This window comes from Ruegeria discodermiae, from assembly GCF_030758345.1.
In the GTDB taxonomy this organism is placed as follows: Bacteria; Pseudomonadota; Alphaproteobacteria; order Rhodobacterales; family Rhodobacteraceae; genus Ruegeria_C.
The window spans coordinates 333,396-354,147 of sequence record NZ_JAVAMO010000003.1; the positions used below are offsets into that span (position 1 = coordinate 333,396).

15 protein-coding genes are annotated in these 20,752 nt (G+C 63.8%); 11 read left to right on the forward strand and 4 right to left on the reverse strand.

What is annotated here, in order from left to right:
* Nucleotides 1-67 precede the first annotated feature (67 nt).
* Nucleotides 68-1,084 carry a D-xylose ABC transporter substrate-binding protein gene (gene xylF, locus Q5Y75_RS10790; protein ID WP_306197124.1) on the reverse strand — a complete coding sequence of 339 codons (1,017 nt, stop codon included), beginning with the start codon at nt 1,082-1,084 and terminating at the stop codon, nt 68-70.
* A 170-nt stretch (nt 1,085-1,254) separates the two neighbouring features.
* Here xylF and Q5Y75_RS10795 point away from each other — a divergent pair, with 170 nt between their 5' ends.
* Together Q5Y75_RS10795 and Q5Y75_RS10800 are read left to right on the forward strand one after the other, a co-directional pair.
* Entirely contained in the window at nt 1,255-2,478 is a 1,224-nt protein-coding gene (locus Q5Y75_RS10795) for an ROK family transcriptional regulator (protein ID WP_306197126.1), read from the forward strand.
* On the forward strand, nt 2,465-3,988 hold the full coding sequence (locus Q5Y75_RS10800) for a CRTAC1 family protein (RefSeq protein ID WP_306197128.1): 1,524 nt from the start codon (nt 2,465-2,467) through the stop codon (nt 3,986-3,988). Before Q5Y75_RS10795 ends, Q5Y75_RS10800 begins: the two co-directional genes overlap by 14 nt.
* Here the strand turns inward: Q5Y75_RS10800 and Q5Y75_RS10805 are convergent.
* The 3 genes from Q5Y75_RS10805 to Q5Y75_RS10815 all read right to left on the reverse strand — a co-directional run bounded on the left by Q5Y75_RS10805 (nt 3,985) and on the right by Q5Y75_RS10815 (nt 7,402).
* Entirely contained in the window at nt 3,985-5,295 is a 1,311-nt protein-coding gene (locus Q5Y75_RS10805) for a cytochrome-c peroxidase (protein ID WP_306197130.1), read from the reverse strand. The genes Q5Y75_RS10800 and Q5Y75_RS10805 overlap by 4 nt on opposite strands.
* The gene (gene xylB, locus Q5Y75_RS10810; protein ID WP_306197132.1) at nt 5,292-6,746 is read right to left on the reverse strand and encodes a xylulokinase; all 1,455 of its coding nucleotides are present in this window, start codon (nt 6,744-6,746) and stop codon (nt 5,292-5,294) included. Before xylB ends, Q5Y75_RS10805 begins: the two co-directional genes overlap by 4 nt.
* Nucleotides 6,747-6,823: 77 nt before the next feature.
* Nucleotides 6,824-7,402 (reverse strand): DUF1285 domain-containing protein, encoded by a 579-nt coding sequence (locus Q5Y75_RS10815; RefSeq protein WP_306197133.1) that lies wholly within the window; start codon nt 7,400-7,402, stop codon nt 6,824-6,826.
* Between the two features lie 65 nt (nt 7,403-7,467).
* Here Q5Y75_RS10815 and Q5Y75_RS10820 point away from each other — a divergent pair, with 65 nt between their 5' ends.
* The 9 genes from Q5Y75_RS10820 to Q5Y75_RS10860 all read left to right on the forward strand — a co-directional run bounded on the left by Q5Y75_RS10820 (nt 7,468) and on the right by Q5Y75_RS10860 (nt 20,752).
* Nucleotides 7,468-8,475: an AAA family ATPase gene (locus Q5Y75_RS10820; protein ID WP_306197135.1), complete on the forward strand. Its 1,008-nt coding sequence runs from the start codon at nt 7,468-7,470 to the stop codon at nt 8,473-8,475.
* Nucleotides 8,472-9,347, forward strand: coding sequence for a DUF58 domain-containing protein (locus Q5Y75_RS10825; protein WP_306197137.1), 876 nt, complete (start codon nt 8,472-8,474; stop codon nt 9,345-9,347). The genes Q5Y75_RS10820 and Q5Y75_RS10825 overlap by 4 nt, the downstream gene beginning before the upstream one ends.
* Complete coding sequence (locus tag Q5Y75_RS10830) at nt 9,344-12,115, forward strand: DUF4159 domain-containing protein (RefSeq protein WP_306197139.1); 2,772 nt, start codon at nt 9,344-9,346, stop codon at nt 12,113-12,115. The genes Q5Y75_RS10825 and Q5Y75_RS10830 overlap by 4 nt, the downstream gene beginning before the upstream one ends.
* On the forward strand, nt 12,112-14,154 hold the full coding sequence (locus Q5Y75_RS10835; protein WP_306197141.1) for a hypothetical protein: 2,043 nt from the start codon (nt 12,112-12,114) through the stop codon (nt 14,152-14,154). The genes Q5Y75_RS10830 and Q5Y75_RS10835 overlap by 4 nt, the downstream gene beginning before the upstream one ends.
* 149 nt (nt 14,155-14,303) lie before the next feature.
* Nucleotides 14,304-16,409 carry a 3-hydroxyacyl-CoA dehydrogenase NAD-binding domain-containing protein gene (locus Q5Y75_RS10840; protein ID WP_306197143.1) on the forward strand — a complete coding sequence of 702 codons (2,106 nt, stop codon included), beginning with the start codon at nt 14,304-14,306 and terminating at the stop codon, nt 16,407-16,409.
* A gap of 11 nt (nt 16,410-16,420) precedes the next feature.
* Complete coding sequence (locus tag Q5Y75_RS10845) at nt 16,421-17,599, forward strand: acetyl-CoA C-acyltransferase (protein WP_306197144.1); 1,179 nt, start codon at nt 16,421-16,423, stop codon at nt 17,597-17,599.
* Nucleotides 17,599-18,795, forward strand: coding sequence for an acyl-CoA dehydrogenase family protein (locus tag Q5Y75_RS10850; protein WP_306197146.1), 1,197 nt, complete (start codon nt 17,599-17,601; stop codon nt 18,793-18,795). Before Q5Y75_RS10845 ends, Q5Y75_RS10850 begins: the two co-directional genes overlap by 1 nt.
* A 12-nt stretch (nt 18,796-18,807) precedes the next feature.
* Entirely contained in the window at nt 18,808-19,974 is a 1,167-nt protein-coding gene (locus tag Q5Y75_RS10855; RefSeq protein WP_306197148.1) for an acyl-CoA dehydrogenase family protein, read from the forward strand.
* The gene (locus Q5Y75_RS10860; protein WP_306197150.1) at nt 19,964-20,752 is read left to right on the forward strand and encodes an IclR family transcriptional regulator; all 789 of its coding nucleotides are present in this window, start codon (nt 19,964-19,966) and stop codon (nt 20,750-20,752) included. Before Q5Y75_RS10855 ends, Q5Y75_RS10860 begins: the two co-directional genes overlap by 11 nt.

The window sequence follows — 20,752 nt, forward strand, 5'->3', positions numbered from 1 at the left end:
TCAGCGGTGGTAGGGGGTGGGGTGCCGCACCTTGGCGCAGCACCCGATGGTTCTTGATTACATGGCCTTAGTTACACGGTGCCGGGCCGCCCGTTACGCCCTGGCAGAGTGCGTCCTTGGTGATCCAACCGGCATCAACCACAGCGGTCAGGTTGTCTTTGGTGACCGGAACCGGAGCCAGGAACTTGGCCGTCATGGTGGTACCGGCTGGCGAGGTCCATTCACCTGCCCCGTCGACATCCGCGCCGGACGCGCCACCAGCCATCGCAACGGCAGCTTCACCCGCCGCCTTGCCCAACTCGCGTGCGTCCTTCCAGACCGACACGGTCTGGGTGCCATTGGCCACGCGGTTCAGCGCGGCGTGGTCGCCATCCTGCCCCGAGACCGGCGTGCCTTCCATGCCCTGCGCAGTCAGCGCCGCAACAGCGCCACCGGCTGTGCCGTCATTCGAGGCAACCACCGCGTCGACATTGTTGTCATTGGCGGTCAGGATCTGTTCCATGTTGCGCTGCGCATTCGCAGGCAGCCAGCCATCGGTATAGGCCTCGCCCACGATGGTGATCTTGCCGCTGTCAATCGCCTCCTGCAGAATCTCCTGCTGGCCGCCACGCAGGAAATCCGCGTTCGGATCGGTGGGCGAGCCCTTGATCATCACGTAATTGCCTTCGGGCATCGCTTCGAGCACCGCGCGGGCCTGCATCCGGCCCACCTCGACATTGTCGAAGGTCAGATAAAAGGCGCGCGGGTCTTCGATCAGGCGGTCATAGGCGATGACCGGAATACCTTCGTCAGCGGCGGCCTGAACTGCGGGTCCGATGGCTTGCGTGTCCTGCGCCAGAATGATCAGCGCATCGACGCCCTGAGCGATCAGGCTTTCCACATCCGACAATTGCTTGCTGGACGATGATTGCGCGTCCGCCGACACATATTCGGCACCGGCCGCATCAAGCGCTGCGACAATCGCCGCTTCGTCCGTCTTCCAGCGTTCTTCCTGAAAATTCGACCAGCTTACGCCGACAGTCTGTGCATATGCCGCTGTGCTCATCAGCATTGCGGCAACAGCAGTGAGTCCGAGTTTTTTCATGGTGTTCCTCCTCCCTGAGAAATTGCGTGCTGATGGTTTGGCCTCAGCATGACTTGTTTTAGCATATTTATTTTTCCTGTCAAAATAAATATGCTAGGCTTAGACAAAAGAACCTGAAACAGCTTGTTGCGCAGTATAATGTTTCACGAGCCAAAAGAGGATTGAACGCCATGAACGCGCCCAGACCCACCCCTGCGGCAGCCGACCAGCGAGAGGTCAGCCGGTTGAGAATCCTCGAAGAAATCCGCGCCGCCGACCGAATCGCGCGTATTGATATCGCGTCCGCTACGGGACTCAGCCCCGCGACTGTGACCGCCATTACCGCCGATATGCTGGAGGAAGGCCTGATCGAGGAAATCAGCCAGGAAGCTGGCACAGGCGGCGCCAAGGCCAAGCGTGGCCGTCCGCGTGTCTTGCTCAAACTGAGGGGTGAGGCGCATAGAATCGCAGGCCTGAAAGTGTCTCAGAAAAGCATCGCGGTGCTGCTGGTGGATTTCAGCGGCACCGAGATTGCCTTGCACGAGCATGATCTGCGCAACGCCCGCATGTCGGGCGAGGAACTGGCGGACGAGATCAAGACAGCCGTTGCGGCCACCTGTGCCAAGGCCGGGATTGAAATGCGCACCCTATCCGGCATCGCCATCGGCTTGCCCGGCCAGATCGACGCGGCCAAGGGCTTCGTGCATTGGTCCTCGTCCCTGACCGAACGCAATGTGCAATTCGGCGATATCCTGGCGCGCAAGCTCTCCAGCCCGGTTTTCATCGACAATGACGCCAATCTGGTCGCGATTGCCGAGCAGCTCTTTGGTGACGGTCAGGGCTATCGCAACTTTCTTGTTGTAACCATCGAACATGGCGTCGGGATGGGGATTGTCCTGGATGGCAAGCTCTATCGCGGCGCGCGCGGCTGCGGGGCGGAATTCGGACATACCAAGGTGCAGAATGGCGGGGCGCTGTGCCAGTGCGGCCAGCGCGGCTGTCTTGAGGCCTATGTCGGCGATTATGCGCTGCTGCGCGAGGCCAACATTCAGACGATGGGCGAGCGTCCGAACAACGTGGGTGACGTTCTGGCCGCCGCGCGCGAGGGCGACCGGCTGGCGCAATCGGTGCTGGACCGGGCGGGCCAGATGTTTGCCATGGGCCTGTCGAACCTGATCAATATCTTCGATCCTCAGTTGATTGTGCTGTCAGGCGCGCAGATCGCCTTTGACCATCTTTATGAGGAACGCGTTCTGGACAGCGTGAAACGCTCGGTCGTCGAAATCGACGCACCGCTGCCAGAGATCAAGGTGCATCACTGGGGCGATCTGATGTGGGCCAAGGGGGCCGCAGCATATGGGATCGAACAGGTCTCGGCCCGCGCCGCCCGAGAGGTGACCAATGCGATCACTTAAGGCGCTGCCGCTTTTGCTATTGGCATGGCCCGGCCATGCCGAACCTCAGACGCCGAACTTTGAACCGCGCCCGATTCCCGAGCATGTCTATGATGGCGGCTGGGAGCATTTCGTGGGCGGTGGCGTTGCTGCGTTTGACTGCGACGGGGATGATCTGCCTGAGCTTTATGCAGCCGGTGGCGCGAACCCTGCCCAGCTCATGCGCAACCGGACGGACGGACCGGGCGCGCCTTTGCAGTTTGAGGAAGCCACGCCGGACAGCCTGTCGCTGACCGGTGTGACCGGGGCCTATCCGGTCGAGATTGACGGCGACGGCGTGCTCGACCTCGCCATTTTGCGGGTCGGACCGGATCTCTTGCTGCGCGGTCAGGGCGATTGCACTTTCACGCCTTTCGAGGAGTTGGGTTTCACCTCGGGCGATCACTGGACCACCGCGTTTTCCACCACCTGGGAAGCTGGTCAAAGCCTGCCGACGCTGGCTTTCGGCACCTATGTGGACCGCACCCATCCCGATGGCCCGTTCGAAGCCTGCGATACCACCCTGCTCTACCGCCCGGATGGCGACCGCTATGGCCCGCCGGAACACTTGGAGCCCGGGTTTTGCGCGCTCTCGATGCTGTTTTCCGACTGGAGTCGCACAGGCCGCGCCGATCTGAGGATCAGCAATGACCGGCATTACTACGTACGTGGCGGGCAGGAACAGATGTGGGCGATGGAAGAGACCCCGCGCCTTTATGCCGAGGCCGAAGGCTGGTTGCCCTACAGCCTCTGGGGCATGGGCATCGCCTCGCGCGATCTGACCGGTGATGGTTTTCCCGAAGTCTATCTGACCTCGATGGGCGACCAGAAGTTCCAGAGCTTCGATCCCGCGCCGGGCGGGCCGGTCTGGCGCGACGCCACCTATGACCGGGGCACCACGGCGCATCGTCCGCATACGGGCGGCGACGGTCGGCCCTCAACCGGATGGCACGCGGCATTTGGGGATGTGAACAACGATGGGCGCGATGACATCTTCGTGGCCAAAGGCAATGTCGAACAGATGCCGGATGCCGCCATGAAAGACCCCAACACGCTCCTGATGCAGCAACATGACGGGCGGTTTGGTGAGAGGGCCGCGGAGGCAGGGGTCGCCTCAATGGCGCGCTCGCGCGGGGCGGCGCTGGTCGATCTGAACCTCGACGGTGCGCTCGATCTTGCGGTGGTGAACCGGCGGGCGCCGATGGAGCTCTACGAAAATACTGGCGCGCAGGGCAACTGGCTGCTGGTGGATGTCACAGGCATCGCGCGGAACCATCAGGCGCTGGGGGCGTTTGTTGAGGTGCGCAGCGCGCAAGGCCTGCAGACGCGGGAGATCACCGCTGGTGGTGGCCATTCAGGCGGCAGCACGGGGCCCCAGCATTTCGGTCTGGGCGCGGAAAAGTCAGCCGATATCCGGGTGATCTGGCCAGGTGGTTCCCCTTCTGTCTGGCAAAGTGTTGCGGCCAACACTCGGATTGCACTGCGACCTTAGCGGTCCACCGGCAATCCGCTTGGCACGGTCTCGGGCACGCCCAGCCGCTTTGCGTCATGCGTCAGCGCCCCCAGAAACGCGATCAGATCCGCGATCTCGGCGTCGCTTAGAGACACCGGCGCAAGATCATTTGCCGCCGCAATGCGCGCTGTCTCCTCCGGGTCGTTCAGCGCCCGTGTGTCCTCGGCTCCGGTCAGGGCGGGCAGACGCGCCTGCCCCGGGTCATAGCGCTGCAATCCCGCCAGCGGGTCCAGATGGTGCCGGATCATCGAATCCAGATCGGAATAGGCCCCGTTATGCCCGTACGGCGCGGTCAGCTTGACATTGCGCAGCGAGGGCGTGCGGAAGGCATAGGCATCCTCGGGATCACCGGTGACCCGCATCCGGCCTTCGTCGCGCGCGTGGTTTTCAAAGCGGGCCGCCTTGCCGGGGCCGATCTGCGGCAGGGCGATGGCGTGAAAGGCGTGGTCGGTCTGGAACCAGCCGGAATGGCACGAGGAACACCCCGCTTCGCCATAAAACAGATCCATACCGCGCTGCGCTGCGGGGTCCAGCGCCGCCTCACCCCGCATGGCGCGGTCAAAGGGGCTGTTATCAGCGCGCCATTCAAAGCGGATGAAATCTGCAATCAGGTTCGAGATCAGGGGGAAGCCGTCGCTTTCATCTGCGCGCCGCACTTCCTCCAGCCGCTCGGAATAGGCGGGAATGGCCTGAACGCGGGCAGCAAGCTGATCCCAGGCCCCGCCCTCCTGGCTGAGCATCCCCAGCCGTACCGATCGGCTGATCTCGTTTTCCGAATAATGCCCGGCCATCTCATCGCCCGACAGAACCGGGAACATGCTCTGCGCCGACAGAACCGAATCGAAACCGGTGGTCATGTCGCTGCCCAGCGGCGTTCGAATGCCGTTTGGTTCCGCCTCGTCAGCCTCCAACCGACCATCATGAAACATGACCGTGAATTCCTGCGCACCGAGGTTCCAGAGCGCTGGCGCGTTGCGCGGCAATCGCTGTTCGGGCAGGTTTTCAGGGTCGGGGGACCGCTCTGGCCCCAGACCGACACCCCCTTCGCCCAATGACAGAGACACCCCGTCCGAGGTGCCGAACCGGGGATGGTGACAGGTGCCGCAAGAGATATTCTGGTTGCCGGACAGGATCGGGTCATAGAACAGCAGCTGCCCCAGAGCAGCCCGCTCGATATCCGGGTCGATGAAGTCAGGGGGCGGCCCCAAATCGGGCAGATCGGCGCTTGCGAGACCGGCGCATGCCAGACATAGCGCGGCGGAAAGGGTGTATGGCAGCCTGCTCATGCCCCAGCCTGACGTAGCGCAGGATAGAGCGCGCGATAGGTCTGGTAGGCCTCGTCATAGCGCGCCGTCAGATCGCTGCTCGGCGCGATGGTTTCCGAAATCTCGGGCGCGGTCATGACCTGCGCCGGGTCTGCGCCGGTCTCGGCACAGATCGCCAGACGGGCTGCGCCCAAGGCCGCCCCGAACTCGCCACCCGCAGGCAGGGCCAATGACAGACCCAGCGTCGAGGCCAGCGTTTCCAGCCAGAACCGCGACCGCGTGCCGCCGCCGACCGCAAGCACCGTTTCCAGATTGGCACCGGTCTTGCGCAACGCCTCAAGACTGTCGCGCAGGGCGAAGGCGACACCTTCCATTACCGCGCGGGTCAGGGCGTCAGTCTCCATCCCGATATCAAGACCAACAAAGGCCCCGCGAATGGCGGCATCGTTATGCGGCGTCCGCTCGCCCGACAGATAAGGCAGGAAGGTCAGCGCACCGGGCCCGGAGACCTGACGCGGCAGGGCCGCCGACAGTTGCTCGGGGCTTTGCCCGACACTGCGCGAGAGCCAGTTCAGGCAATCGGTGGCCGCGAGGATCACCCCCATCTGGTACCAGCGCCCGGGCACCGCGTGGCAGAAGGAATGCACCGCCGTTTCCGGCGCGGGCGCAAAACTGTCGCGCGCCGCCAGCAGCACACCAGAGGTCCCAAGCGAGACAAAGCCGGTGCCTTCGGCAAAACAACCCGCCCCGCAAGCCGCCGCCGCATTGTCACCGCCCCCGCCAGCCACCACAACCGAGCCTTTGATGCCCCATTCGGTGCAGAGTGCTGCGCGCAATCGACCGCCCGCAGCACTGCCCTCGACCAGTTCCGGCATCTGTTCGCGCCGGATATGACTGGTTTCCAACGCCAGCGTGGACCAGTCGCGCGCGCCGACATCCAGCCAGCTGGTTCCGGCACTATCGGACATATCGCTGATATGCGAGCCCGTCAGCCACAGGCGCAGATAATCCTTCGGCAGCAATACCTTGGCGAGTTTCGCAAAGACCTCCGGCTCATGCTCTTCGACCCAGAGCAGCTTGGGCGCGGTAAAACCGGGAAACACGATATTGCCCGAACTTTCGCGGATACCGGCCTGCGCATCCAGCCATTGCGCCTGTTCGGCCGATCTCGTGTCGTTCCACAGGATACAGGGCCGCAGCACCGTGTCATCCGCCCCGAGCAGCGTCGCGCCATGCATATGGCCGCTTAACCCGATACCGCGTAAGGCGCTGATTTCCCGTGGATAGGCCGCAGACAGTTCTGCCATCACGGCCCGACAGGCCTTGATCCAATCCGCCGGGTCCTGCTCGGACCAGCCCGGTGCCGGATGCGGGTTGGAATAGGACGCCTCGGCCGAACCGACAACACGGCCATCGCCATCAATCAACAGCCCGCGCAGCCCGGACGTGCCCAGATCAAGTCCCAGATACACGGCTTTCTCCCATTTTATTTTTACGGCAAAAATAAATCGAGAAAGCCGCGCCTGTCAACAAATCCCGCGCTTGGCCATCAGATATCCAACTCGTTCGAAGGGATGATCGGGAAAAACTGACCCGACGACCAGACGCCGAACCAGCCATCGGAATGGGTGCCAAGTTCGATCAGCCGATAAAAGCTCTTGCGGTCGATCAGCGCCTCAAGATCGGCGCGGATATGAACATAGGGCGACGGCTCGCCGGTCTGTGCATCCCGGACAACGCGAATCGGATGATCCGGCCCTGCGATGGCGCTGTCCTCGGTCTTTGTCACAAACTCCAACACCTGATCCGTGCCGCTGCCTGTCGCCTCGAAATCCACGGCGACAAAAGGCGCGCCATCCACGGTGATGCCGACCTTTTCCACCGGGGTGACGAGGAAATACTTGCCATCCTCTTTCTTGATCACCGACGAGAACAACTTCACCAGTTCCGGCCTGCTGATGGGGGAGCCAAGATAAAACCACGTCCCGTCCCGCGCGATCCGCATGTCCAGGTCGCCGCAAAAGGGCGGGTTCCACAGATGCACCGGCGGCAATCCGCGTTTGGCGGCTGCGCGAACTGACGCCGCAATGCCATCTGCCGAGGGTGTAACGGTCTTTTGTTCGCGCATTCGTTTTGCCATTTCCGGTGAGAGAGATACACTCAGAACCATATACGCCCATGGAAAGGAATGTCATGTCCGATCAAACCGACCTTGTTGCCGAGATCGAAGCGCTGGAAGAAAAGCTTCAGCAGGCCAAGGCCTCGATCACCCGCCGCTTCATCGGACAGGAGCGTGTGGTGGACCTGACGCTGACCGCTTTGCTTTGTGGCGGTCATGCGCTGTTGATCGGATTGCCCGGTCTGGGCAAGACCCTGCTGGTCGAAACGCTGTCGACCGTGATGGGGCTAAATGGCAACCGCATCCAGTTCACGCCCGACCTGATGCCCGCTGATATTCTGGGCTCCGAAGTTTTGGACACCGCCGAGGATGGCTCGCGCCATTTCCGCTTCGTGTCCGGGCCGATCTTTTGCCAGCTCTTGATGGCGGATGAGATCAACCGCGCCAGCCCACGGACGCAATCGGCGCTGCTGCAGGCGATGCAGGAAAAGACCGTGACCGTCGCTGGCGAGGATCGGGTGCTGGGCGAGCCGTTCCATGTGCTGGCCACCCAGAACCCAATCGAGCAGGAGGGCACCTATCCTCTGCCCGAGGCGCAGCTTGACCGTTTCCTGGTGCAGGTCGATGTGGAATATCCCGACCGCGAGACCGAACGTGACATCCTGCTGGCCACGACCGGTGTGGACGAGGCCGAGGCGACGCAGGTGTTCACCCGCGACGAATTGCTCGCCGCCCAGACCCTGCTGCGGCGGATGCCGGTGGGTGAGTCGGTGGTGGATCTGATCCTCGATCTGGTGCGCGCCTTCCGGCCTGATGAGGTGGGCGTGTCCGAACAGGTGGCCGAAACCGTGGCCTGGGGCCCCGGACCACGCGCCGCACAGGCCCTCATGATGACCGTGCGCGCGCGCGCCTTGTTGCAAGGACGGCTGGCGCCAAATGCCGAAGACGTGCTGGACATGGCCCGCCCGGTTCTCAGCCACCGGATGGCGCTGAACTTTGCCGCCCGCGCGCGCGGTGACCGCCTCTCCGATCTGATCGACAGTACCGCGCAGGGCCTCAGCCGAACCGAGGCCGCCGCGTGACGCCTGCCCTGACCCTCAGGGAACGATCCGAGGCCGAAGCATCGCGCCTGCCGCCCCTGCTGGCACGGGCCGAGCATCTGGCGGGCACCGTCCTGCTGGGCGATCACGGCCGCCGCCGCGCCGGTCTGGGCGACGATTTCTGGCAATACCGCCCGGCACAGCACGGCGATAGCAAGCGCCTGATCGACCACCGCCGCTCGGCGCGCGGCGATCAGCAATTCGTGCGCGAGCGCGAGTGGCAGATTGCGCAATCGGTGATGCTCTGGGTCGATCAGGGGGCCTCAATGCGGTTCGCCTCGGACAAGGCCCTGCCGACCAAGGCGGATCGCGCGCGGCTGGTGGGGCTGGCCATCGCGATCCTGCTGATCCGGGGTGGTGAGCGCGTTGGACTGACCGGCACAACGCTGCCACCACGCCGCGGCAATGCACAGATCATCCGTCTGGCCGAGGCCTGGGCGCAGGATGCCGAGCCCGACTACCAGCCCCCTGAACATCGCGCCATGATCCCGCATGCGCGCGCCGTGTTCCTGTCGGATTTTCTGGGCGATCTGGACGAGGTGGAACTGGCCCTGACCAAGGCCGCCGATCGCGGCGTGCGCGGGGTTTTGATGATGACCCTTGATCCCAGCGAAGAAGAGTTCCCATATCAGGGGCGGACCATCTTCGAGAGTGTCGGCGGCACGTTTCGCCACGAAACCCTCAAGGCCGGGGACCTGAAGCCGCGTTACATCGCCCGGCTGGCGGAAAGGAAGGACAGGCTGAACCAGCTATGTCACGCGACCGGATGGCAGTTTGGGCTGCATCATACCAGCGACAGTGCCCAGGCGGCGCTGCTGTGGATTTACCGCGCGCTTGATGGTGGCCATCGGTGACCGTGATCGGCGGCATAGGCTTCACCGCGCCCTGGCTGTTGCTGGGTCTGCTGGCGCTGCCGGTTCTGTGGCTGATCCTGCGTGCGGTCCCGCCCGCACCGATCCGCCGCCTGTTCCCTGCCGTCACCCTGCTGCTGGGTCTGCGCGATGATGAAAGCGTCTCGGACCGGACACCGTGGTGGCTGCTGCTGTTGCGGATGCTGGCCGTGGCCGCCGTGATCACCGGCCTTGCCGGGCCGGTGCTGAATCCTTCGCGCGAGGCCAGCGGTTCTGGCCCGTTGCTGATCGTTCTGGATGCAAGCTGGGCCGGGGCCACGGGTTGGCCCGACAAGATGGCGCTGCTGGATGCGCAGCTTGGCGAGGCCGGGCGCACCGGCAGACCAGTGTCGATCCTGCGCCTGAGCGCCCCGGAACAACCGGTCTTCCAGAGCGCCGATGTCTGGCGCAACCGTCTTCCGGGGCTGGAGCCGATGCCGTGGCAACCCGCGATCGCCCAGATCACGGGGGCCGAGACCGCTATTGGCTCCATCGACGAGAGCTTTGAAACCCGCTGGTTCAGCGACGGGCTGGACTATGCGGGCCGCGACCGGATTCTGGCCGCGCTCGACAGTGCTGGCCCCCTCAGCGTCTATCAGACCGAGAAACCGGTTCTGGGCTTGTTGCCCTCTTTCTTTGAGGATGGTGCCATTCAACTGCGCGCCATTCGCAGCCCGTCAACGCTGCCGCAGGAGGGCACCATTCTGGCCCATGGCCGCGACCCAGGCGGCACGGCGCGGGTTCTGGCCTCGGCCACAGCAAGCTTTGCGGCGGGGGAAACCCATGCCGAAACCGCGCTGTCTCTGCCCTCGGAGTTGCGCGCGCGGATCACTCGGTTCGAATTGCAGGGCCAACGCTCCGCCGGTGCCGTGACACTGGCCGATGACAGCCTGCGCCGCCGTGAGGTCGCTCTGATCGCCGGGCGCGAAGACCGCGAAGGGCTGGAGCTGCTGTCACCGCTGCACTACCTGGAACAGGCGCTGCAACCAACTGCCGAACTGCTGAACGGCGCGCTCACCGATATCCTGCCCGCCAAACCTGATGTCATCGTGCTGGCTGATGTGGCTACGCTGTCAGGTGCCGAAGAAACCGCGCTGACCGAATGGGTCGAAGAAGGCGGCTTGTTGCTGCGCTTTGCCGGGCCGCGCCTTGCCGCGAGTGAGGTCAGCCGCAATGACGAGCATCCGCTGATGCCGGTGCGCCTGCGCTCCGGCGGACGGTCTGTGGGGGGCGCGATGAGCTGGGGCGAACCCAAGGCGCTGGCCCCCTTCCCCGACACCTCGCCGTTCTTTGGCCTGCCGGTGCCCGACGATGTCCGGGTCACCGCGCAGGTGATGGCGCAGCCGGACCCGACGCTGGCCGACCGGGTCATCGCCGCGCTCAGCGACGGCACGCCGCTGGTCACCCGCAAACCGCTGGGTCAGGGCCAGATCGTGCTGTTCCACGTCACCGCCAATGCCGAATGGTCAAGCCTGCCACTATCGGGACTGTTCGTCGAGATGCTGGAACGGCTCGCAGTTTCTTCCTCGGCAAAACCACCCGAGGCTGAGGATCTGGCGGGCACAACATGGACCCCGGTGCAGGTTTTGGACGGTTTTGGCGCGCTGGAAGAGGCGGGCAACCTGCCGGGTGTCGAGGGGGCTGCATTGGCCGAAGACCCGCTTGGCCCCGATCTGCGTCCCGGTATCTATGCCAGCGAAGACCGGCGGCTGGCCCGCAATGTGCTGACCGCCGAGGCCGATCTGGTGCCCGTGACCTGGCCCGCCAACATCCCGGTCGAGGGGTTGAGTATCGAACGCGAAACCCCGCTGGGTGGCCCGTTGCTGAGCCTGGCGCTGCTCTTGCTGCTACTTGATGTGATCGCCTCGCTGGCGCTGTCGGGGCGCTTGCGGATGGCGGCCCTGGCCCCCGCCCTTATGCTCGGGCTGGCCTTTTCGCTGGTCTCGCCGGACGCGCGCGCGCGGGAGGGTGAAGGAAATGATTTCGCCTTGTCCGCCACCGCTGAGCTGGTTCTGGCCCATGTGCTGACCGGCGACCGCAATGTCGATGATGTGGCGCAAGCCGGATTACGGGGGCTTAGCGAAACGCTCAGCTATCGCACGTCTGTGGAACCGGTGGAGCCGGTCGGCATCGACCTTGAGCGCGACGAACTGGCCTTCTTCCCCTTCCTCTACTGGCCGATCTCGCCGGATCAGCCGCAACCTTCGGATGCGGCCTATTCAAAGCTGAACGCCTATCTCAGATCAGGCGGCATGATCCTCTTTGATACGCGCGATGCAGATATCGCGCGGTTCGGCGCAGGCAGCCCGAACGGGCGCAAATTGCAGCAACTGGCTGCCCCGCTGGACGTACCACCTCTGGAACCGGTGCCGCGCGATCACGTGCTGACCCGCACCTTCTATCTGCTGCAGGACTTCCCCGGCCGCCACCAGGGCGCGGATGTCTGGGTCGAAGCCGCCCCACCCGATGCCGAACAGATCGAAGGCATGCCCTTTCGCAATCTCAATGACGGGGTCACCCCGGTGATCATCGGTGGCAATGACTGGGCCGCAGCCTGGGCCATCGACCGCAACGGCCGCCCCCTGCTGCCGGTTGGGCGCGGATTTGCGGGCGAGCGACAGCGTGAACTGGCCTATCGCTTTGGCGTCAATCTGGTGATGCATGTGCTGACCGGCAACTACAAATCCGATCAGGTGCATGTGCCCGCCCTTCTGGACAGGTTGGGACAATGACAGGAAGTATCGTCTTTGACCCGCTGATCCCGTGGCCCGCGCTGTTGGTACTGGCAATTCTCGCTGGTGCCGGTGTCATATTGGCGCTCTGGCGCGGCTTGTCAGGCTGGGCATTACGAGGTCTTGCGGCGCTCGTCTTGCTGGGCGCGCTGGCAGGCCCGGCCTATCAGATCGAGGACCGCGCGCCGCTCAGCGATATCGTGATCCTGCTGGAAGACCAGAGCGCCAGCCAGACCCTCGCAGACCGGCAGCAGCAGACCCAAGAAGCGGCAGATGCCCTTGCCGCCACGATCGAGGCCCGCGACAACACCGAATTGCGCCGGGTTCGCGTCGGCGATGGTGAAGGCGACGCAGGCACTCAACTGATGAGTGCGCTTTCCGAGGTCCTGGCAGAGGAACCGCGCGCGCGCGTTGCCGGGATTATCGCGCTCTCGGATGGTCGTGTGCATGATGCCGACATGGCCCCGCAACTGCCCGCGCCGATGCACCTCTTGTTATCGGGCCGATCCGACGATTGGGATCGCCGCCTGATCGTCAAGAACGCGCCTGCCTTCGCCATCATCGATGAGCCGGTGACCCTGACATTGCGGATCGAGGATAGTGGTGCTGCGCCTGCTGATCAGCGCTCCGCCCCGCTGCAGATCTCGGTCGATGGGGCCGAGCCGGATACCTTCACCGTTCCCATCGGGCAGGATATTGAACTACCTGTGACCCTGACCCATGGCGGGCGCAACGTCATCCAATTCTCCGTTCCTGCCGCCGAGGGCGAGCTAACGGACCGCAACAACACCGCGCTGATCCAGATGAACGGCGTGCGTGACCGGTTGCGGGTGCTGCTGGTTTCGGGCGAACCGCATCCCGGCGGGCGCACATGGCGCAACCTGCTGAAATCCGACAGCGCCGTCGATCTTGTGCATTTCACCATCCTGCGCCCGCCCGAAAAGCAGGATGGCGTGCCAGTGGATGAGCTATCGCTGATCGCCTTCCCCACACGTGAGCTGTTTCTGGAAAAGATCAACGATTTTGACCTGATCATCTTTGACCGCTACAAGCGGCGCGGGATTTTGCCTGCGATCTATCTGGACAATGTCTCGCAATATGTTGCCGATGGCGGCGCGGTTCTGGTCGCAGCCGGGCCCGACTTTGCCACGGCCGACAGCATCTATCGCTCGCCGCTGGGGCCGACCCTGCCCGCGCAACCCACCGCCCGCGTGATCGAGGAACGCTACATGCCGCAGGTGACCGAACTGGGCGAGCGCCACCCGGTTACCGCCGATCTGGGCGGGATCGAGGAGTGGGGTGCGTGGCTGCGCCAGGTCGATGTCTTCCCCCGGTCCGGCAATGTGGTGATGAGCGGGATTGACGACCGTCCGCTGCTGATCCTGGACCGGGTCGGTGAAGGTCGGGTTGCGCTGCTGGCCTCGGATCACGCCTGGCTCTGGAGCCGGGGATATGAGGGGGGCGGTCCGCAACTGGAACTGCTGCGCAGGCTGGCGCACTGGATGATGAAGGAACCCGAGCTTGAGGAAGAGGCGCTCTGGGCCGATGCGCAGGGCCGCACCATGCGCATCATCCGCCGCACGCTTGAGGAAGAGGTCGGTCCGGTGACCATCACCCGCCCCAATGGCGAGACCGAGACTGTCACCTTGCAGGAGGTCTCACCCGGTCGGTTTGAGGCGCTTTATACGGGGCCAGAGATTGGCCTCTATCGCTTGCAGGAAGGCGAGCGCCAAGCGGTGATCGGCCTTGGCCCCGCCGCCCCGCGCGAATTCGAACAGACTATTGCGACGGGCGAGGTTCTCGACCCGATCCTGGCCACCATGCGCGGTGGCGTCATACGTCTGGAAGACGGGCTGCCCTCGATCCGATCGGTGCGCGAAGGGCGTCCCGCAGCTGGTCGGGGCTGGATCGGGCTGACACCACGTGGCGCTTATGAAACCCGCGATGTGACGCAAACCGCTTTGCTACCGCCCTGGCTGGTCCTGTTCCTCGCTGCCGGTTTCATCCTGGCAGGCTGGCTGCGCGAAGGCCGCCACTGATCCGAAGATCAAATCTGAACGTGAGAGGGCCCGGATTGCCGCGTCAGGTCTCGCTGCGCGGATTTGTGAAATTCCACTTATAGGCGTCAAATTCCACATATTGAAATTTCTATGGCAATCTTCTATCCCTCTGCCGATATGAGGCAGCAATGAGAAAGGGGCCGGTTTTGTCGCACCCAGTCACGATGGAGCTTCACGGCGATATTGCCGTGATCCAAGTCTCCAACCCGCCGGTCAACGCACTGTCCCAAGCCGTGCGCGCCGGGCTCTCTGACACCGTCACGCAGGCCGCAGAGATGGCGGAGGTCAAAGCCATCCTGATCTGCTGCGCGGGCCGAACCTTTGTCGCCGGGGCGGATATCCGCGAATTTGGCAAACCGTTGATGGAGCCCTCGCTTCCCGACGTAATCGACCAGATCGAGGCCTCGACCAAACCGGTGGTGATCGCCTTGCATGGCACCGCTTTGGGCGGCGGGCTGGAACTGGCTCTGGGCGGGCACTACCGCATTGCCCTGGCTTCGGCGCGCTTCGGGCTGCCAGAGGTGATGCTGGGCCTGTTGCCCGGTGCCGGCGGCACCCAGCGCTTGCCACGGCTGGTACCGATGTCCAATGCGATCAACATGATCACCTCGGGTGGCCAGATCGGTGCGCAAGACGCGCTTGAGTTTGGCCTGATCGACCAGATTGCGAGCGGCGACGACATCCGGAACGCGAGTCTGGGCTATGCCAAAACGTTGATCGAAACGGGCGCTGCACCGCGCCCTACCAGCCGCCTTGTCTGCAATCCGCCGGAGCCGGGTGCAATGGATGCGGCGCGCGCCAAGCTGGCAAAGTCCGCGCGTGGTCAGATCGCCCCGCAAAAGGCTCTGGACGCGCTTCGGGGCGCGATTGACCTGTCATTTGCCGAGGGTCTTGCGCAGGAGCGGGCGTTGTTCAAGGAACTGATGGCGTCGGATCAGCGCGGCGCGATGATCCACGCGTTTTTTGCCGAGCGGCAGGTTGGAAAGCTGGACGAGATTAAGGGCGTCGCCCCGCGCGACGTCCAGACTCTGGGCGTGGTCGGCGGCGGCACCATGGGCGCAGGCATCGCCACGAACGCCTTGCTTGCCGGTCTCAAGGTGACCCTGGTTGAGCGTGATTCAGAGGCCACAGATCGGGCATATGCGACGGTTTCCGGCCTGCTGGAAGGCGCAATGCAACGGGGTAAGCTGGGTGAGGCACAATATGGCGAAATCATGTCTGATTGTTTTAAAACCACAACAGATTACCAGGAATTTGCTCAGTCCGACATCGTGATTGAAGCGGTTTTTGAAAGCATCGATGTGAAAAAAGAGGTGTTCGAAAAGCTGGATGCAGTCTGCAAACCCGGCGCGATCCTGGCCAGCAACACCTCCTATCTGGATGTGGACGCCATCGCCGCGATGACCGCACGTCCCGAAGATGTGATCGGTCTCCATTTCTTCTCGCCAGCCCATGTCATGAAGCTGCTGGAGATCGTGGTCGCGGACCGGACCGCGCCAGAGGTCACCGCGACGGGCTTTGCGCTGGCAAAGACCCTTGGCAAGGTCGCGGTCCGCGCGGGGGTCTGTGACGGGTTCATCGGCAATCGCATCCTGTCGCATTACCGCAAGGCGCTGGACGGCGCGGTGATCGCGGGGGCCAGCCCGTTCGACGTCGATCGCGCGCTGGTCGAATTTGGCCTCGCCATGGGGCCCTATGCGGTGAGCGACCTGGCCGGGCTGGATATCGGCTGGGCCACCCGCAAGCGCCTGGCCCCCAGGCGCGACCCGCGCGAGGCTTATGCCGAGTTCGCCGACCGCCTCTGCGAGATGGGCCGCTTTGGCCGCAAGACCGGCAGGGGCTATTACCTTTATGGCGAAGGCCGCCCCGCACCCGATCCCGAGGTTGACGGTATCATCGCAGAAGAACGCTCTGCCAAGGGCGTCATAGCACGCGCGCTTTCCGATCAGGAAATCGTCGACCGCTACATGGCGGCGATGGTCAACGAAGCCGCGCGGGTGGTCGAGGAAGGCATCGCGCAACGCCCGCTGGATGTGGATGTCACCTTGCTCAACGGCTACGGGTTTCCGCGCTGGCGCGGGGGTCCGATGTATTATGCCGATACGGTGGGGCCGGATAAGATCCTGCGCGATATCACCACATTTGCCGCCGAGGATGACTTCCTCTGGCAGCCCGCGCCGCTGCTGCAGCGGTTGGTGGCCGAGGGCAAGACTTTTGCCAGCCTGAACACATAAGGATCATTGCGATGAAACAAGCTGTAATTGCCTCTACCGCACGCACCGGGTTGGCCAAATCCTATCGCGGGGCGTTCAACGAAACCCATGGGGCGACCATGGCGGGCCATGCCATCGAACATGCGGTCAGCCGGGCCGGTATCGATCCTGCCCTGCTGGAAGACGCCTTTGTCGGCTGCGGCTATCCCGAAGGCTTGACCGGCAGCAACATCGCCCGGCAGTCGGTGATCCGGGCCGGGCTGCCGGTCACCGTGGCGGCGGCAACTGTGAACCGGTTCTGCTCGTCCGGGTTGCAGGCGGTTGCGATGGCGGCCCATGCAATCACGATGGAAAAGGCCCCCGCCGCCCTTGCTGGCGGGGTCGAGAGTATCAGCCAGATGCCGCCTTCGCGCCCACCGCAGGCACAAGAGCCGTGGATCAGCGCGCATAAACCCGACCTCTACCTGTCCATGATTGAAACCGCCGATATCGTCGCCGCGCGTTACAATGTCAGCCGCGAGGCGCAGGATGAACTGGCGCTGCAAAGCCAGCAGCGCACTGCCGCCGCGCAGGCCGCCGGGAAACTGGATGACGAGATCGTGCCGATCAAGGTAACGCAGGCCTTCAAGGATCGCGACACCGGCGAGGTCACCCGCAAGGAGGTGACGTTTGCCATGGATGACTGCAACCGCCCCAACACCACGCTGGAGGGGTTGGCGGGCCTCGCCCCGGTGCGCGGCGAGGGACAGTTCATCACCGCAGGCAACGCCTCGCAGCTTTCCGACGGGGCGGCGGCGCTGGTTCTGATGGATGAGGATGTGGCCGCGCGTGAAGGGGTCGAACCGCTGGGGGCCTTCAAGGGTTTTGCGGTTGCCGGATGCGAACCGGATGAAATGGGCATCGGGCCGGTCTTTGCGGTGCCGCGCCTGCTGGAACGCCACGGACTAACGATACAGGATATCGACCTGTGGGAGTTGAACGAGGCCTTCGCCAGTCAGGCGCTCTATTGCCGCGAGCGGCTGGGCATTGATCCTGCGATCTGCAACGTCAATGGCGGCTCGATTTCGATCGGGCATCCGTTCGGCATGACCGGCGCGCGCATGACCGGGCACCTGATGCTGGAAGGCAGGCGCCGGGGCGCGAAGCTGGGCGTGGTGACCATGTGCATCGGGGGTGGCCAGGGGGCCGCTGGCCTGTTCGAGATTTTCTGATGGACCTCGCCTATACACAAGAGCAAGAGCAATTCCGGGCACAGCTGCGCCGCTTTCTCGCTGAAAACCTACCCGAACGAACCCGCGACAAGGTGCGGCTGGGCAAGCGGTTGACCAAGGCAGAGATGCAGGACTGGCACACCATGCTGAACGCGCGCGGCTGGCTGGCGATGAACTGGCCGCGCGAATATGGCGGCGCAGAATGGGACGCGGTGCAGCGCCAGATCTTCGAGGAAGAGGCCTGCCGCGCCCACGCCCCGCGCATCGTGCCTTTTGGGTTGAAGATGCTCGCGCCCGTGCTGTTTGAATTCGGCAGCGAGGACCAGCGGCAACGCTTTCTGCCGCCGATCCTGTGCGGCGAGCACTGGTGGTGCCAGGGCTATTCCGAACCCGGCGCGGGGTCCGATCTGGCCTCGCTGAGGACCCGCGCGGTGCGCGAGGGCGCGTATTACGTGGTCAACGGGCAAAAGACATGGACCACGCTGGGGCAGCATGCCAACTGGATCTTCTGCCTGGTGCGTACCGATCCCGATGCCAAGAAGCAGGAGGGAATCTCCTTCCTGCTGATCGACATGGATACACCCGGCGTCACAGTTCGCCCCATCGTGCTGATCGATGGCGAGGCGGAGGTGAACGAGGTGTTTTTCGACAATGTTCGTGTGCCTGCCGAAAACCTCGTGGGAGAAGAAAACAAGGGCTGGACCTATGCCAAATACCTGCTGACCCATGAGCGCACCAACATTGCGGGCGTGGGGTTTTCCGACGCCGCGCTTGCGACGCTCAAACATGTGGCGGCGCACACCATGGCGAGCGGCAGGCCGCTGGATCAGAACCCGCATTTCGCGGCCCGCATGGCGCAGGCCGAGATTGATCTGATGGCGATGCGCACCACCAACCTGCGGATGATAAGCGCGGCGGCCAAAGGACATGCGCCGGGCATCGAAAGCTCGATGCTCAAGGTCAAGGGCACCTTGCTGCGCCAGGAGTTGAGCGCGCTTCTGCGCCGCGCGATGGGGCCGGACGCAATGCCCTACCTGCCCGATTTTCTGGATGGCGGCGACAATGCAGACCCGCTCGGCCCGGAACATGCGCCTGCCGCCGCGCCGGGATATTTCAACATGCGCAAATTGTCGATTTTCGGCGGCTCGAACGAGATCCAGCGCACGATCATCGCCAAATCGGCGCTCGGGCTTTGACAGGGTAGGCAGATGGATTTCGGACTGAGTGACGACCAGATGATGCTGCGGGACATGCTGCAGCGCTTCCTGAAGGATCGCTACAGCCACGAGGCGCGGCGGGCGGTACTGACCTCCGGTCAGGCCTATGATACCGCCGTGTTCGCGGGACTGGCCGAGCTGGGCATTCTCGGCGCTGTCTTTGCCCCGGAACAGGGCGGCTATGGCGGGACCGGCACCGATCTGATGGTCGTGTTCGAGGAATTGGGCCGCGCCGGTGTGATCGAACCTGTTCTGGGATCAGCCGTGCTGGCAGGCGGGCTGCTGGCCGCTTTGGATGCGGAGGGTCAGAGCGATGTGATACAACAGGTCATTGCCGGGGAAACCATTCTCGCTCTGGCCCATGCCGAGCCGCAATCGCGGTATGATCTGAATCATGTGACCACGCGCGCCAGCACATCAGACGGAGCGATCGTGCTGAACGGCACCAAGGCCCATGTTCTGGGCGGCGCGCAGGCCGGAATGCTACTTGTCTCTGCCCGTGAAGAGGGCGATCCGGCTGACAAGCATGGCGTTTCGCTGTTTCTGATCCCCTCAACGTCAGTCGGCGTGCATTGCCATGGGCACGTCAATGTCGACGGCACGTCCTCGGCCCGTATCACTTTGGAGGCTGTCACCGTCGATCAGAGCCAGCGACTGGGACCTCCGGGCAAAGCTTACACGGCGCTGGAGGCGGCCCATGCCCGCGCGACGCTGGCACTTTGCGCCGAAGCACTGGGTGCGATGGAAACGGGCAAGGCGCTGACGGTGGAGTATCTGAAAGAGCGCAAGCAGTTCGGCGTCCCGATCGGCAGCTTTCAGGCGCTGCAGCACCGGCTGGCCGATATGCTGATCGAGATCGAGCAGGCACGCTCGGCGGTGATCAATCTCGCCGGTCATCTTGAGGCCGACCGCCTCACCCGCGAGCGCCATGTGAGTGCAACCAAGAACCTGATCGGGCGGGTCGGCGCGCTGGTTGCGGAGGAGTGTATCCAGATGCATGGCGGTATCGGCATGACCGACGAATACGCCATGTCCCATCATGCCCGTCGTCTGGTGATGGTCGACCACCTCTTTGGCGATGTTGATCACCATCTCGACCGCTTCATCGCGTTCAGCGGCGTCTCTGAGACAAGCAGGAACTCTGCCGATGCCCGATAGTGACAAGCGCTACGCCAACACATTGGCGCGCGGCCTGAGCATTTTGCGTGCCTTCCGCCCCACCGATAACGGGCTGGGCAATCTGGACCTGTCGGAGCGTACCGGCATCCCCCGCTCTACGGTCTCGCGGCTGACCTTCACACTCTGCGCTCTGGGCTATCTGACCCATGGGCGCCATCATGAGAAATACCGGCTTGGCCCCGCAGCACTCGCGCTTGGCAATATCGCAGCGGCCTCCTTTTCGTTTGTCGAGATCGCCACGCCGATCATGCAGCGCCTGGCCGATGAGACCGCCACGCTGATCGGGGTTGCGATTCAGGATGACGGCAAGATGCTGATGGTCAAGACTTGGCGGCCAGCGGGGTCGCACTCGATCTGGCTGGATGTGGGGTATCGCATGCCGATGCTCTCCTCTTCCTCGGGGGCGGCCTATATCGGGGCGCTAAGTGATGAAGAGACCCGCAAGCTCGCCGCGCTCCTGCCCGCGGATCAGGGGGATGCGCTGACAAGGCTGACCGAACAGGCCCGCGACCAGCTGCTGGCCCATGGCTATGCGTTTGTCAGTGGTCCGGATCGTTTCGCGCGCTCCATCAATGCGCTGGCGACGCCTTATCGGCCCTCGGAGTTTGGCGCACCCGTGTCATTCTTCAGCGGCGCAACATCGGACGTGCTGAGCGATGACAGAATTCACGACAGTGTCGGCCCGGCGCTGGCGCACGCCGTTGACGAGTTGCGACGCGCCACCGGTCAGAGTTTTCCCGCCATCGCTCCTCTCTGA